The sequence below is a fragment of the Pseudomonas gingeri genome (genome assembly GCF_013386115.1).
In the GTDB taxonomy this organism is placed as follows: Bacteria; Pseudomonadota; Gammaproteobacteria; order Pseudomonadales; family Pseudomonadaceae; genus Aquipseudomonas; species Aquipseudomonas gingeri.
This window is the reverse complement of sequence record NZ_JACAOR010000007.1, coordinates 180670-196203: the sequence shown is the minus strand read 5'-3', so window position 1 is coordinate 196203 and position 15534 is coordinate 180670. Positions and strand designations below refer to the sequence as shown.

General features: G+C 66.4%; 7 protein-coding genes. 3 read left to right on the top strand and 4 right to left on the bottom strand.

Annotated elements, in window-relative coordinates:
* Positions 1–40 precede the first annotated feature (40 nt).
* The 4 genes from HX881_RS13360 to HX881_RS13345 are packed head-to-tail and all read right to left on the bottom strand — an operon-like array spanning position 41 to position 2674.
* The gene (locus HX881_RS13360; RefSeq protein ID WP_177084929.1) at positions 41–580 is read right to left on the bottom strand and encodes a DUF6162 family protein; all 540 of its coding nucleotides are present in this window, start codon (positions 578–580) and stop codon (positions 41–43) included.
* Complete coding sequence (locus tag HX881_RS13355) at positions 577–933, bottom strand: hypothetical protein (RefSeq protein ID WP_177084927.1); 357 nt, start codon at positions 931–933, stop codon at positions 577–579. Before HX881_RS13355 ends, HX881_RS13360 begins: the two co-directional genes overlap by 4 nt.
* The gene (locus HX881_RS13350) at positions 930–1469 is read right to left on the bottom strand and encodes a hypothetical protein (RefSeq protein WP_017125741.1); all 540 of its coding nucleotides are present in this window, start codon (positions 1467–1469) and stop codon (positions 930–932) included. The genes HX881_RS13355 and HX881_RS13350 overlap by 4 nt, the downstream gene beginning before the upstream one ends.
* Positions 1466–2674, bottom strand: a complete 1209-nt coding sequence (locus tag HX881_RS13345) for a PepSY-associated TM helix domain-containing protein (RefSeq protein ID WP_017125742.1) — start codon at positions 2672–2674, stop codon at positions 1466–1468. Before HX881_RS13345 ends, HX881_RS13350 begins: the two co-directional genes overlap by 4 nt.
* 435 nt (positions 2675–3109) lie before the next feature.
* Between HX881_RS13345 and HX881_RS13340 the strand changes: the two genes are divergently transcribed.
* From HX881_RS13340 to HX881_RS13330, 3 genes are all read left to right on the top strand, one after another.
* Positions 3110–4090: a TauD/TfdA family dioxygenase gene (locus HX881_RS13340; RefSeq protein WP_177084924.1), complete on the top strand. Its 981-nt coding sequence runs from the start codon at positions 3110–3112 to the stop codon at positions 4088–4090.
* Positions 4091–4169: 79 nt separating this feature from the next.
* Positions 4170–7673, top strand: a complete 3504-nt coding sequence (locus tag HX881_RS13335) for a non-ribosomal peptide synthetase (protein WP_177084916.1) — start codon at positions 4170–4172, stop codon at positions 7671–7673.
* Entirely contained in the window at positions 7670–15517 is a 7848-nt protein-coding gene (locus HX881_RS13330; protein WP_177084914.1) for a non-ribosomal peptide synthetase, read from the top strand. The genes HX881_RS13335 and HX881_RS13330 overlap by 4 nt, the downstream gene beginning before the upstream one ends.
* Positions 15518–15534: the final 17 nt, after the last annotated feature.

The window sequence follows — 15534 nt, the reverse complement described above, 5'->3', positions numbered from 1 at the left end:
AGGTTCAGTGCCGATGCTGGCGGGTCACGCCGGCGTCGAATTACGCGACCACCTGCTGCCAGCCGCCGGCGATCAGGGCGTTGTCGCTCAGGTCGGTCGGGGCCGCCAGGGCGCTGCCGCGATTCAGCCAGATGTCCGGCGCGGCATGGCTGTCGCCGCCGACCCGCATCAGGAACGAACCGGCGGTGGCCGTGGCCCGGCTCAGGCCGAAGTAGGCCTGGCCCAGCAACTGCCAGGCGTGATCGCCACGACTGACCGAACTGGCGTCCTGGGCGAAGGGGGCGAAGCCTTCCTCGCCGAGCTGTCCGGGGGAGGGCAGGCCCTGCTGGTCCTGCTGCAGCAGGTGGATTTCATCGAGGGTGACCCGCAGGTCGGCGTAGATCCCCTGTTCGCCGGGACTGAGGTCCCTGCGCGCATCCAGTTGATGGGCATCGACCTGGCTGGCCTGCTGTTTCTCGCCATGCAACGCCACCACGGAACCGGCGACCAGCAGCACGACCAGGCAGAACAGCAGGACATAGAGGGTTTCGTGGCCGGCGCCGGCGGGGCGCACGACCTGGGTGGTCGATAAGTTGCTCATGGTGCCTCGATATCCGCTTTGTCGACTTCCACGACGTGACCGGGACCGGCGTCGAACAGGACATAGAAATCGCTGCCCGGTTTCTTGAAGGTGAGCGTCGAGTCCGCCCCCAGCTTGCCGGGCAGCAGGACGGTCTCGTCGTAGCCGATCACGTCCAGGGTCACTCCCGGCGCGCCGCTGCCGTCGGAAAAGCCCCCTTTGCACTGGATCTGCTCGGCGTCGATCTGTTTGCATTCGCACATCGGGTTATGGGCCTGGGCGGTCAGGCTCAGGCCGCTGGCCGCCAGCAGCGCGGCGCCGGCCAGCAGGCGTCGGGTGATTGGCGAAGGGAAGGGACGATGCAATGGGCTCATGGGCGGTTACCTTGTTTTTTCAGCCAGGCGATCGTCAGCGGCGAGGCCTGGATCAGGGGAATGGAGGCCTGGTGCACCGAGCCATCCCAGCCTTCCAGGGTGACCCAGAGCTCGGCATCGTCCCTGGTGTTGTCCGGGATCGGCACCACGGCGCCCATGCGATAGGGCGTGCCGAAGAAGATCACGCCGGCGGCGCGCAGGCTGCGCGGTTTGCCGACGCGCAGGTAAGTGGCCTTGACCTGGTCGATACAGTCGGCGCAGAGACTGGCGTTGAAGCTTTTGAAGTAGCCGGCGGGACCGTCACGACGCGGTGCTTCGTCCCACAGTTCGGCCAGTTGCAGGCTCCAGGGACCGACCTGCAGTTCGTTCACATGCTGGCCCAGGCCGGTGTCGCCACGGAACAGCGCCGCATCGGAAAAATACCGGGGCATGAAGCCCAGCGGGATCAGTACCAGCAGGATGTTCAGGTGAAAGCGCCACTTGTGCCAGAGGCGGCCCAGGGTCGAGGTGGCGGGTGCCACGGCAGTCTTGCTCACGGGTTGACCTCCGAAGTCTCGGCGCCCAGGACGGCGCGGGGCCTGGCAGTACCGGGGCGTTCGGCCTTGGCACTGCGCTTGAGGGCGTTGACCGTGGCCAGGGCGGTGCGCTTGCTCCAGATCAACAGGCCGCTGAGGACCATCATGCTCAGCAGCAGGCCGAAGAAGAACCAGATCAGCTTGATCCACAGGCCACCGAAGTCGCCGGTATGCAGCGGTCGCATCGACTCGGTGACGAACTCCAGGCCCGTGCGGTCGGAAAGCAGGCGCGACTGCTCGATCTTGCCGGTGTAGGGGTTGAGTTCCAGGGTCTGGTACATCAACGGGTACCAGCTGCGGCCGCCGACTTCGAACGGGCTGTAGGCGTTGCTCGGCAGGCTGATGAAGCTGGCGTCGAGTCCGGGTACCTGTTCCCTGGCAATGCGCAGGGCCTCGTCGGCGGCCAGCATCGGCGCCGGCCGGCCGTCAGGCATCAGCGGCGCACTGTCGTGGGAGATGATGGCCGGGATCGGTCGGGTGGCGATGCTGATCTGGTTGTCGGCGAGGATGGCCTGGATCAGGAACCAGGTGCCGGTGATGGAAATCACCGCGATGAACCAGATCGACCAGATGCCGCTCAAGCGGTGGAAATCGCCCCAGAAGATCCGTGCACCATGGCGAAAACGCAGGGTCGGCTTGAAAAAACCTTTCCAGAAGCGCTTGTACACCACCAGGCCGGTCACCAGCGAGGCGAGCATCGGTATGCCCAGCAGCGACACCAGGTACCAGCCCCAGCTATAGCCGTCGGTGAACGGCACCAGCCACCAGCCGTGCAGGGCGCGGGTGAAGTTCTTGAAGTTGAATTGCGGGCTGATGCCCTGGATGACGCCGGTGTACGGGTTGACGTAGACCGTCACCGAGCGCCCGTCCGGATAGCTGATATCGGCCAGCAGGGCGAAATGGCTTTCGTCCGGGCGCTGGATCAATTGCACGATCAGATCGGGCTCGTTTTTCTTGATGGCGGCCAGCACCTGGTCATAGCTCAGCAGCGGGGCGTCATCCGAAGGTTTGCTGGCGCGGATTTCCGGATTGGCCAGCCAGACGATTTCCTGGCTGACCACCGCCAGCGTGCCGGTGACACAGACGATCAGGACAAAAAACCAGATGGGCAGGGCCAGCCAGCTATGGACCAGGAACCAGAGTTTCGAGCGGGACTTCTTGGACATGGAAAGCGGGTTCTCGATTTCGGGGGACGGAGCGAGGCTTGAGAAAGAGCCTCGCTCCCGGAAAAAGCCGGCCGTGGCTTTTGCCTACGCGGACGACTGCATCTAGATGAGACGAATGAGCAGGGGAAAAACGTATAGGGAAATGAAAGTAAATATTTCTGCGCCCGCAAGTCCCGGTCTTGCTCGGTCCCGGTAGGAGCCGGCTTGCCGGCGATGAGGCCCTCAAGCCTTGCATAGGCTGATCGGACGCCATCGCCGGCAAGCCGGGCTCCCACAAGGTGTGTGCTGTTTTCGAAATCGTTCGGGCATCCGACCGGCGTTGCCCGCTCTGCCTAATTTCCCCGTCCGGCCATCCGTTAACCGAAGCACAGCCAGGTGCACGGCGCATTCGCGCGCCCAGCCCTTGCGATCCGAGATCAAGGGAGAAGAGTCGTCATGAACAACGCATTGAGTTTGGCTATCCGGCCGCTGCTGACCGGTTCGGGCACCTTGCCCATGCTGATCCAGGCGCCTGAGCCGGGGCTCGACCTGAGGGAGGCGTTCGGCGAATGCAAGCCGCTGATCGACGCGCACCTGTACCGTGCCGGCGGCGTTCTGCTGCGCGGTTTCGACGTGGGTGGCGCCGAAGCCTTCCGTGAGTTCGCGGCGGGCTTCGGCCATCCGTTGCTCAATTACGAGTTCGGCTCGACGCCGCGCAGCAACGTGACCAAGGGGGTGTACACCTCGACCGAATACCCGGCGCACCAGAGCATTCCGTTGCACAACGAGCAGGCCTATACCCTCGAATGGCCGATGAAGATCTGGTTCTACAGCATGATCGCGGCACAGACCGGCGGCGAAACGCCGATCTGCGACAGTCGGGAAGTCTATCGCCGGGTGCCGGCATCTATCCGCGAGCGGTTCATCAGCAAGGGCCTGATGTACGTGCGCAACTACGGCAACGGCCTGGACGTGGACTGGAGCCAGGTGTTCAACACCGATGACGAGGCGGTGGTCGAAGCCTACTGCCGGGCCCACGCCATCGAGTGCGAATGGAAGGACGACGGCGAATTGCGCACCCGCCAGCGCTGCCAGACGGTGGCCCGCCACCCGGTGACCCAGGAGATGGTCTGGTTCAACCAGGCGCACCTGTTCCATGTGTCCAACCTGCAGCCGGAAGTGCGCGAGACCCTGCTCGATGTGGTGGATGAGGAAGACCTGCCGCGCAATGTCTACTACGGCGACGGCTCGGCCATCGAGGTCGATCTGCTCGACGAGGTCCGGGGTGTGCTCGATGGCTGCACCATCAGCTTTCCCTGGCAGGAAAACGACGTGCTGATGCTCGACAACATGCTGGCGGCCCATTCCCGCTCGCCATTCACCGGCAAGCGCAAGGTCGTGGTGGCGATGGCCGAAGGTTACTCGCTTCCACGCTAAATCCCCAGCCGGGCGGTTCGTTCTTGTTGATACGGCCGGGCCCCCCGGCCGTGCCGCCGATCAGCAAGGACCCTCTCACATGAAGCCCCAAGACGCACAGAAACTCGCCCGTCGTTTCATCGAGCTGCCCCAGGAAAAACGCCGTATCTTCCTGGCAGCCATGGACAGGGAGGGTGTCGACTTCTCGTTGCTGCCCATCGCCTCCTGCGACGGGGTTTCGGAACGTGACGGTCTGTCCTACGCGCAGCAGCGCATGTGGTTTCTCTGGCAGCTCGATCCGCACAGCGCGGCCTACAACCTGCCCATGGCCGTTCGTCTGGAGGGGTCGCTCGACCTGTCGGCGCTGGAGCAGGCCTTCAGCGCCCTGGTGGCCCGTCACGAATGCCTGCGCACCACCTTCGGCCAGGACGGCGAGCGGGCGTTCCAGCGCGTCGCGCAGCCGAGCGCGGTGAATATCGTCGTCAGCGACCTGTCGGGCATGGCCGAGGACCAGCGTTGGCCCCGCGCGCGCCAGATCATGGCCGGGGAAGCGGCGCAGGCGTTCGACCTGCAGCAGGGCCCCTTGCTCAGTATCCGCCTGCTGCGCCTGGCCGAGCAGGAGCACGTGTTGCTGCTGACCCTGCACCACATCATTGCCGATGGCTGGTCGATGAACATCCTCATCGACGAATTCACCCGTTGTTACGATGCCTGCGTCGCCCATGCGCCGGTTTCGTTGAGTCCGCTGGCCGTGCACTATCGCGACTATGCGCTGTGGCAGCGCAGCTGGCTCGAGGCGGGTGAGCAGGAACGGCAACTGGCCTACTGGCGCGGCCACCTGGGGGAAGAGCACCCGGTGCTCGAACTGCCCACCGACCGTCCCCATCCGGCCCAGGCCAGCCATCGGGGCGCGCGCCTGGAAGTGCTGGTCGATGGCGATCTGCGCCAGGCACTCAAGGCCCTGGCCCAGCGCCAGGGCGTGTCGCTCTTCGTGGTCCTGCTGGCATCGTTCAAGAGCCTGCTGCACCGCTACAGCGGGCAGACCGATATCCGCGTTGGCGGACTGATCGCCAACCGTACCCGCAGCGAGACCGAGGGCCTGATCGGTTTCTTCGTCAACACCCAGGTGCTGCGCAGCGAAGTGCAGGCCCGGACCCGTTTCACCGATCTGCTGCAGAGCCTGCGCCAGGCTTCCTCGGGAGCACAGGCGCACCAGGAACTGCCGTTCGATGCGCTGATCGAGGCCCTGCAACCGGCTCGCAGCCAGAGCCACAACCCGTTGTTCCAGGTGATGTTCAACCATCAGCCGCTGGTCACCGACGTGCAGGGCAAGCAGTTGGCGTGCGGGCTGCGGGTGGCGCATCTGAGCGAGGAGCAGGCGGCCGGGGAAGCGCGGCAGCATGCCGCGACCAGCGACCTCATGCTGGAAACCCGCGAGGAGGGCGAGCAACTGTTCGCGGCCTTCACCTACGCCACCGATATTTTCGATGCCAAGACCATTGCGCGCCTGGCCGCACACTGGCGCAACCTGTTGCGCGGGGTCTGTCTTGACCCGCAACAGCCGATCGGTCATTTGCCGATGCTCGCGGCGGACGAAACCGCCCGCTTGCTGGACAGCGGCAGCGCCCTGCCGACGCCGGCGGACACGGCATTGCTGATGCCACAGTTGTTCGAGGCCCAGGCCCGACGTACCCCCGAGGCCATCGCCGTGATTCTCGCCGGACCCGACCCTGTGGGAGGCGGCTTGCCGGCGATGGTGTCCGAAGGGGCGATGCAGGATTCAAGGGCCCCTTCGCCGGCAAGCCGGCTCCCACACAATAACCGCCAGAGCCTGAGCTACGCCGAGCTGAACCGTAGTGCCAACCGCCTGGCGCACCTGCTGCGCGGCCGTGGCGTCGGGCCGGAGGTGCTGGTGGGACTGGCGCTCGGCCGCTCCCTGGACATGGCCGTGGCGATTCTCGCGGTGCTCAAGGCCGGCGGTGCCTATGTCCCGCTGGACCCGCAGACCCCGGCCGAACGCCTGGCCCACGTGCTGCAGGACAGTGGCCTGCAGCTGTTGCTGACCCAGGACCGGTGGCTGGAGAGTCTGCCTTCGCTGGAGGGGATCGAAACCCTGTGCCTGGACCGGATCAACGATTCGACCTATTGCGAAAGCGACCCGCAGGCGCAACCGGCGGCGGCCTCGCTGGCCTATGTGATTTATACCTCGGGCTCCACCGGCCGTCCGAAAGGTGTCGCGATCAGCCACCATGCCCTGGCCGAGTTCGTCGCCCGGGCCACGCAGTACAGTGAGCTGGTGGAAACGGACCGGGTCCTGCAGTTCGCCACCAGCAGCTTCGATGGTTTCGTCGAGCAGTTCTTCCCGCCGCTGTGCCTCGGTGCCTGCGTGGTGCTGCGCGACGAGCGGCTGTGGGACAGCGCCACGCTGCACGAGGCGATCCTGTGCCACGGCATTACCCTGGCCGATTTGCCGGCCGCCTACTGGCACTTGCTGGTGCAGGACTGGGCGGCCCGGCCACCGGCCGGCTACGGCGCGCTGCGGCAGATCCATATCGGCGGCGAGGCCATGGCAGTCGACGGCCTGCGCCTGTGGCGGCAGGCGGGGTTGGCGGCGGTACGCCTGATCAACACCTACGGCCCGACGGAAGCGACGGTGGTCTCGACCACCTACGATTGCAGCGAGCTGTTGCCTGAAGCCGTGTCCTGGCGCGGCGTGCCCATCGGTTTCGGCCTGTCGGCCCGGCGCCTGCGGGTGCTCGACGCCGACCTCAACCTGTTGCCCCAGGGGGCCGTGGGTGAGCTGTACATCGGCGGCCCGGGCCTGGCCCGCGGTTATCAGGGACAACCGGCCCTGAGCGCCCTGCGCTTTATCGCCGACCCCTTCAGCCCCGGCGAGCGCCTCTACCGTACCGGTGACCGCGCCCGTCTGCGCGAGGACGGCGCGGTGGAGTACATCGGCCGCGTCGACCACCAGGTCAAGATCCGCGGCTTCCGCCTCGAGTTGGGGGAAGTCGAGGCGCGCCTGCTGCAATGCCCTGGTGTGCGCGAGGCTGCCGTGCTGGCCCTGCCGCTGGCCGGCGGTACGCAACTGGTCGGCTACGTGGTCGCCGAGCAACCTCTGGAGCCGGCGCAGCAGAGTGTCTGGCGCCTGCAGATCAAGGCTTTCCTGCAAGGCCGGTTGCCGGACTACATGGTCCCCTCGCACCTGCTGGTGCTGCCGGTCCTGCCCCTGACGCCCAGCGGCAAGCTGGACCGCAAGGCCTTGCCGATTCCCGATCCGAGCCAACTGCAAGCCAGCTACCGCGAACCGCAGACCGATACCGAACGTTGCCTGGCGGGCATCTGGGAAGAGGTCCTGCAGGTGCCCAGGGTCGGCCTCGACGACCATTTCTTCGAGTTGGGCGGGCATTCCTTGCTCGCCGCCCAGGTGATCGCCCGGATCAAGGGACGTCTGGAAGTCAGCCTGCCGTTGCGCAGCCTGTTTGAAAAGCCCCTGCTGAGCGACCTGGCCGCCGAGCTGGAGACGCTGGTGCGGGGCAGTGGGGATAACGACTGGGCCGATATGGAGCAGTTCATGAGTTCGTTGGAGGAGTTTGGAGCATGAGTGCCAATGCCGCGGTACGTATCGCCAGAAGGTTCATCAGCCTGCCCCTGGAGCAGCGCCGGCAGTTCCTGGCGAAGCTGAGCCAGGAAGGCAAGGACTTCAGCCTGCTGCCGATGCCGGTCAGCCGGCATGACGTGACGGCGATCCCGCTGTCCTATGCCCAGCAGCGCCTGCTGTTCCTCTGGCAGCTCGACCCGGCCAGCGCCGCCTACAACATGGCCGCCGGCCTGCGTCTGCAGGGGCACCTCGACGAGCCGGCGCTATTGCGTGCCTTCGAGCATGTCGTCGAGCGCCATGAAGTCCTGCGGACCCTGTTCCAGGTCGACGGCGAGCAGCCGCGGCAGGTGATCCTCGCGACCCAGGCCGTGCCGCTGGAACGCATCGACCTGACGGATTGCGCCGCCGGGCAGCGTGAGGCCGAACTGGCCGCGCGGGTCCGGACCTTCACCGCGCAGCCGTTCGACCTGCTCAAGGGGCCGCTGCTGCGCGCCAGCCTGATCCGCCTCGCCGCGGACGAGTGGGTATTGGTGGTGAGCATGCACCATATTGTCTCCGACGGCTGGTCGATGGACGTGATGGTCAAGGAGTTCGTCCAGGCCTATCAGGCCTTCAGCCTGGGGCGCGCACCCGGCTTGCCGGAACTGCCGTTGCAATACGCCGACTATGCGATCTGGCAACGCAGCTGGCTGGAAGCCGGCGAGGGCGAGCGACAACTGGATTACTGGCGCCGGCAACTGGCGGCGTCGGGCGAAGCGCAACCCCTGCTGGATATCGCCGCCGACTTTGCCCGCCCGCCGGTGCAGAGCTTCGAAGGCCGGACCCTGCGGTTCGATTTCGGCGCCGAACGTTCCCGGCAACTACAGGCCTTTGCCCGCAGCCAGGGGGTGAGCCTGTTCATGCTGGTGCTGGGCGGCTATTCGCTGTTTCTCTCGCGTCATGCCGGGCAGCGCGATATCCGCGTCGGCGTGCCGAATGCCAACCGCGGTCGTTCGGAGGTCGAGGGCCTGATCGGGTTTTTCGTCAATACCCAGGTCCTGCGCTGTGAGGTCGACGAACGCCAGAGTTTCCTCGACCTGCTGGGACGCCTGCGCGAAAGCAGTTTTGGCGCCCAGGCCCACCAGGAGTTGCCTTTCGAACAACTGGTGGACGCCCTGGCTCCGGAGCGCAACCTGGATCACAACCCGCTGTTCCAGGCCAAGTTCAACCAGAACGTCGGCATGCAGAAACAGCGTTCGATGCAGTTGCCGGGCCTGAGCGTGGCCGAATACCCGTTGCACAAGGACGGTACTCACTTCGACCTGGCCCTGGATATCACCGATGACGGCACGCTGATCCACGGTGAGATGACCTACGCCAGCGACTTGTATCGGCATTCGACCGTCGAGGGGTTTATCCCGCGGCTGCTCGAGTTGTTCGATGCGGTCCTGCAAGCCCCGCAGGCGCCGTTGTTCAGCCTGCATGGCTGCCCGTCGCCGGCGCTTGCCGAAGTACGCGAACCGGCGCTGCCGGTGCTGCAACAGTGGCAGGCCCAGGTCCGGCGCCAGCCCCGGGCAGTGGCCGCGCGCTGCCTCGAACAGACCCTGAGCTTTATCGAGCTGGACCAGGCCGCCAATCGCCTGGCCCATCATTTGCGTAACGCGGGCGTGGGCCGTGGCGAACCGGTGGCGGTGCTGATGGAGCGCTCGCTGGACTGGTTGACCTGCGTCCTGGGGATTCTCAAGGCCGGCGCGGTGTATATGCCGCTGGATACCAAGGCGCCCGACACCCGCCTGCGGCAACTGCTGGAGCGTGCCCGGGCACGGCTGCTGCTGTGTGCCGAAGGCGACCCGCGGGCCGTGAGCCTTGCCGTGCCGGGATGCATCGGCCAGGCGTTTGTGCCTTCGCTGTGGCTCGACCAGCCGGACAGCGCGCCGCTGCTGGCGCTGTCGAGCGAGTCCCCGGCCTATGTGATTCACACCTCCGGCTCCACCGGTCAGCCCAAGGGCGTCCTGGTCAGCCATGGAGCGCTGGCCAGTTATGTCGATGGCCTGTCGAGCCGCCTGGCGCTGGCAGCGGATGCCAGCATGGCGCTGGTCTCGACCATTGCCGCCGACCTCGGGCATACCATGCTGTTCGGCGCCCTGTGTTCCGGGCGCACCCTGCATGTGCTGCCCGAAGCCCTCGGGTTCGACCCGGACGGTTTTGCCGACTACATGACCACGCACCGCGTCGGCGTCCTGAAGATCGTCCCCGGGCATCTGTCGGCGCTGTTGCAGGCGGCCCGCCCGGCGGATGTATTGCCTGCCCACGCCTTGATTGTCGGCGGCGAAGCCTGTGCGCTGGCGTTGGTGCGGCAGGTGCGCGAGCTCAAGCCGGGCTGCCGCTTCATCAACCACTATGGTCCCAGCGAAACCACCGTGGGCGTACTGAGCCACGAAGTGCTGGCGGGCGACACGCTGGAGCGAGGGATTGCGGTTGGCCGGCCGTTGCCGGGCGCACGGGCCTATGTGCTGGATGACGTGCTCAATATCGTCGCCGAACAGGTGCCGGGCGAGTTGTACATCGGTGGCGAGAGTGTCGCCCTGGGGTATCTCGGGCAACCGGGACTGACGGCCGAGCGTTTCCTGCCGGATCCCCATGGCGTGCCGGGCTCCCGCTGCTACCGCAGCGGCGACCGGGTCCGTGGCAACCGCCAGGGACTGCTGGAATTCATCGGGCGCAACGACGACCAGGTGAAAATCCGTGGTTATCGCGTCGAGCCGACGGAAGTCGCGCGGGTGTTGCAGGGTTTCCAGTCGGTGGCCCAGGCGGCGGTGTTGGCCCTGCCAATGGACGACGATGCCGGTCGGCTGCAACTGGTGGCCTATTGCGTGCCGGTGGTGGGCACGGTGTTGCAGGTCGAGGTGCTGCGTCGACAGTTGCAGGCGTTGCTCAGCGACTACATGGTCCCGGCGCAGATCCTGTTGCTGGAGCAGTTGCCGCTGACCGCCAACGGCAAGCTCGACAAGCGTGCCCTGCCCAGGCCGGGCGCGGTCAAGCAGCAGTACACCGCGCCGGTGGGCGAGATCGAGGAGAAACTGGCGGCGGTCTGGGCCGATGTGCTCAAGCTGGAGCGGGTCGGCACCACCGACAACTTCTTCGAACTGGGCGGCGACTCGATCCTCAGCCTGCAGATCATCGCCCGGGCCAAGCGCCAGGGGATCAAGCTGAGTCCCAAGCAGTTGTTCGAGAAACAGACCATCAGCCAACTGGCGGCGGTGGCCAGGCTGATCGAGAAAAAAGCGCCGGCCGAAGCGCCGTCGCAGATCAGCGGCGAGCAACCGTTGCTGCCGATCCAGGCGCGATTCTTCGAGAGCGATATCCCCCGGCGGCACCACTGGAACCAGTCGCTGATGCTCAAGCCCCAGGTCCGCCTGGATGCCGTGCACCTGCAGGCGGCATTGGCCAGCCTGCTGGCGCATCACGACGGCCTGCGCCTGCATTTCGCAGAGCATGACGGTCAATGGCGGGCCTCTTACAGCTCGGCCCCGGCGGCCGAGCTGCTGTGGTTGCGCGAGCTGGACGACGCCAGGCAACTCACCGCCCTGGCCGACGAGGCCCAGCGCAGCCTGGATCTCGAGAAGGGGCCGTTGCTGCGGGCGCTGCTGGTCGATCTGCCGGGCGACGAGCAACGCCTGCTGCTGGTGATCCATCACCTGGTGGTGGATGGTGTGTCCTGGCGGGTGTTGCTCGAAGACCTGCAAGTCGCCTATGCGGCCATCGCTGCCGGGAAGCGCCCGGAACTGGCGGCCAAGAGCAGTTCGCTCAAGGCCTGGGGCGAACGCCTGCAGACTTATGCACAGGGCGAGGCGCTGGCGGCGGAACAGGATTACTGGCTGGGCAACCTGGCGCAGGATCTCGAGGAACTGCCCCGGGACCGTCTCGACAATGACGCCCATGGCGTCGGTCATGCCACCTCGCGCCTGGACAAGACGCTGACCCGGCAACTATTGAGCGTCGCGCCAGCGGCCTATCGCACCCAGATCAATGACCTGTTGCTCGGCGCCCTGGCCAGGGTGCTGTGTGACTGGAGCCGACAGCCGTCGGCGCTGATCCAGCTGGAGGGTCACGGACGCGAAGACCTGTTCGATGACCTCGACCTGAGCCGTACGGTGGGCTGGTTCAGCAGCCTGTTCCCGGTGCGGCTCACCCCGCAGGCGGACCTGGGGGCCTCCATCCGGGCGATCAAGGAGCAACTGCGGGCGGTGCCGAACAAGGGCGTCGGCTACGGCATCCTGCGTTACCTGGGGGACAGGGATTTCGCCCGGCGCCTGCAGGCCTTGCCCGAGGCCCGCGTGACCTTCAACTACCTGGGCCAGTTCGACGGCAGCTTCGCTCAAGCCGACGGCGCGTTGTTTGTCCCGAGTGGCGACAGCAGCGGTCTCAATCAGCCCGAAGATACGCCGCCGGCCAACTGGCTGAGCCTCAACGGCCAGGTGTTCGACGGTGAACTGGAACTGGACTGGAGCTTCGACCAGGCGCTGTACCTGCCGTCGACCATCGAAACCCTGGCCCGGGCCTACGAGCGGGAACTGACGCGGATCGTCGAGCATTGCAGCCAGGGCGGACAACTGGGCGTGACGCCGTCCGACTTCCCGCTGGTGGCGCTCAAGCCGCAGCAACTGGAACGCCTGTCGGTGCCGATGAGCGACATCGAGGACATCTACCCGCTGTCGCCGATGCAACAGGGCATTCTCTTCCATGCCCTCGACGAGCCGGATGGCGCGGCCTACACCAACCAGCTGCGGGTCGATGTGCGCCAGCTGGACGCCGAACGTTTCCGCGCCGCCTGGCAACAGAGCCTCGACGCCCACGAAGTGCTGCGTTCGGTGTTTGTCTGGCCCCAGGACCTGGCCGCGCCGTTGCAGATCGTCCTGCGCGGCGTGCGGATGCCGCTGGTGGTGCACGACTGGCGCGAGCGCGGCGACCTTGAGTCGGCACTCGAGACGCTGGCCCGGGAAGACCTGGCGACCGGCTTCGAGCTGGACCGCGCGCCCCTGCTGCGGGTGACGCTGGTCCGCACCTCGGCCAGCGACTATCACCTGATCTACACCAGCCATCACATCCTGATGGACGGCTGGAGTACTTCGCAGTTGTTCGGTGAAGTGCTGCAGCGTTATGCCGGGGTCGACATGGCCCGTGGGGCAGGGCGTTATCGCGACTACATCGAGTGGCTCGGCCAGCGCGATGCGCAGGCCAGCCAGGCGTTCTGGACCGAGGCCCTGGCCGGTTTGCAGGAGCCGACGCGCCTGGCGAGTGCGCTGGGCAGCCGGCAGGCCCTGGCAAGCGGTCATGCCGACCATGAGCACGTCTTCGGCGAAGCTCTGACGGCGGATCTGAATCGCTTCGCCCGGGAGCAGAAAGTCACCCTCAACACCCTGTTGCAGGCGGCCTGGCTGGTGCTGTTGCAGCGTTATACCGGGCAGGCCGGCGTCGCCTTCGGCGCCACGGTGGCCGGGCGTCCGATGGAGCTGGCCGGGGTCGAGCAACAGATCGGCCTGTTCATCAACACCTTGCCGGTGGTGGCCGCGCCCGAGGCGCAGATCCCCGTCGCCGCCTGGCTGCAACAGGTGCAGGATCTCAACCTGGCGCTGCGTGAACACGAACACACCCCGCTCTATGACATCCAGCGCTGGGCCGGCCTCGGCGCCGGCGGGCTGTTCGACAGCCTGCTGGTGTTCGAGAACTACCCGATGGCCGAGGCGCTCGGTCAGGCCTCGGGCAGCGGCCTGGAGTTCGCCGCGATCAGCCGCCAGGAACAGACCAACTACCCGCTGACGCTGGTGGCGGTCACCGGTCGTGAACTGACCCTGGGCCTGAGTTATGACCGCGGTTGCTTCGACGCGGCGACCGTGGCGCGCCTGGGTCGCGAACTCGAACGCCTGATGAGCCGCTTCATGGCTGACCCGGAGCAGCCGCTGGGCGCCCTGGAACTGCTCGAAGGCGAGTCGCGCCAGGCCGCGCTGGCGTGGGGCAGGGGCACCGTCAGCGCGCTCGATCCGCGCAATGTCCTCGAGCGCATCGACGCCCAGGTGGCCCGCCAGCCCCATGCGGCGGCGATCCTGTTCGAGGAGCGGCAAGTCGATTACACCAGCCTGGATCGTCGGGCCAACCGCCTGGCCCACAAGCTGCGCGAGCTGGGCGTCGGGCCGGAAGTCCGCGTCGGCGTCTGCCTGCGGCGCACCCCGGACATGATTGTCAGCCTGTTGGCGATCTTCAAGGCCGGTGGCGCCTATGTCCCCCTCGATCCCGAGTACCCGCAGGAACGTCTGCTGCACATGCTCGAGGACAGCCGCTCGGCGGTCCTGCTGAGCGAGTCGCGCCTGCTCGAATTCCTGCCCCGGGAACTGCCGTCGCAGGTACTGCTGGTGGAGGAACGGGAAGACTGGCTGGCGGACTGTCCGGACAGCGCGCCGCTGTCGCTGATCGACGGGCAGAACCTGGCCTATGTCATCTACACCTCGGGCTCCACCGGCAAGCCCAAGGGCGTGGCGATCACCCATGCCAACCTGGCGGCGCTGATCCAGTGGTCCCTGGGGGTCTATGGCAGCGACCAGTTGCGGGGCGTACTGGCCTCGACCTCGATCTGTTTCGACCTGTCGGTCTGGGAGATCTTCGTGACCCTGGCCGGAGGCGGCTACCTGGTGCTGGCGGACAATGCCCTGGCCCTGGCGGACCTGCCGGCGCGCCATCGGGTCAAACTGATCAACACCGTGCCGTCGGCGATTGCCGCCTTGCAGCGCGCCGGACAGATCCCGCCATCGGTCACCACCATCAACCTGGCCGGTGAACCGCTCAAGCAGGCGCTGGTGGACACGCTCTACGCCAGTACCCCGGTGCAACGGGTCTACGACCTGTACGGACCATCGGAAGACACCACTTATTCGACCTTCACCCTGCGCACGGCGATGGGCTCGGCGAATATCGGCCGACCGCTGGACAATACCGACGCGTATCTGCTCGACGGCCAGTTGCACGTATCCCCCGAAGGCGTCGCCGGCGAGCTGTACCTGGGCGGTGCCGGGGTCTCCCGGGGCTACCTGCTGCGGGCCGGGCTGACCGCCGAGCGCTATGTGCCGAACCCGTTCTGCGACAACGGCGAGCGCCTGTACCGCACCGGCGACCTGGTGCGCCAGGGCGACGCGGGACGCATCGAATACATCGGCCGGGCCGACCATCAGGTGAAGATCCGCGGGTTCCGCATCGAGCTCAGCGAAGTCGAGGCGCGACTGCTGGAGCAACCGGCGGTGCGTGAAGCCGTGGTCCTGGCCCAGGACGGCGCGGCGGGCAAGCACCTGCACGCCTATGTGGTGGCGCAGGCGCTGCCCGGCGATACGCGAGGTTTTGCTGACAGTCTGCGCGCGACACTGGCGAGCCGCTTGCCGGCCCACATGGTGCCGGGTCATGTGCACCTGATCGACGCATTGCCGTTGACCCCCAACGGCAAGCTCGACCGCAAGGCTCTGATCGCCCTGGGCGGCAATCCGCACTCGCAGCACTACGAAGCACCGCGCACGGCATTGCAGCAAGAGGTCGCGAGCCTCTGGCAGGAAGTGCTGGAGGTCGAGCGTGTCGGCCTCAGCGACAACTTCTTCCAGCTCGGCGGCCACTCGCTGCTGGCGACCCTGGTGGTGACCCGGATCGCCGAGCGCCTGGGCGACAAGATCGCCCTCAAGGAGTTGTTCAAGGCCGACACGCTGTTGGCGTTCTGCGAGCGGATCGAGGCCCTGCGCGGTGGTTTGTCACCGGCTCAGGATGAATTGGCTAAATCACTGGAGGCCCTCAAACGTCTATCCCTCGATGATCTGGAAAAACTGGTCTCCTGACCGGTTTCCCGGCTGAT

Bases quoted from the DNA above. Each gene is read 5' to 3' on its own strand.
- HX881_RS13335 (WP_177084916.1), top strand. From the start codon at position 4,170: ATGAAGCCCCAAGACGCACAGAAACTCGCCCGTCGTTTCATCGAGCTG.
- HX881_RS13345 (WP_017125742.1), bottom strand. From the start codon at position 2,674: ATGTCCAAGAAGTCCCGCTCGAAACTCTGGTTCCTGGTCCATAGCTGG.
- HX881_RS13330 (WP_177084914.1), top strand. From the start codon at position 7,670: ATGAGTGCCAATGCCGCGGTACGTATCGCCAGAAGGTTCATCAGCCTG.
- HX881_RS13360 (WP_177084929.1), bottom strand. From the start codon at position 580: ATGAGCAACTTATCGACCACCCAGGTCGTGCGCCCCGCCGGCGCCGGC.
- HX881_RS13355 (WP_177084927.1), bottom strand. From the start codon at position 933: ATGAGCCCATTGCATCGTCCCTTCCCTTCGCCAATCACCCGACGCCTG.
- HX881_RS13340 (WP_177084924.1), top strand. From the start codon at position 3,110: ATGAACAACGCATTGAGTTTGGCTATCCGGCCGCTGCTGACCGGTTCG.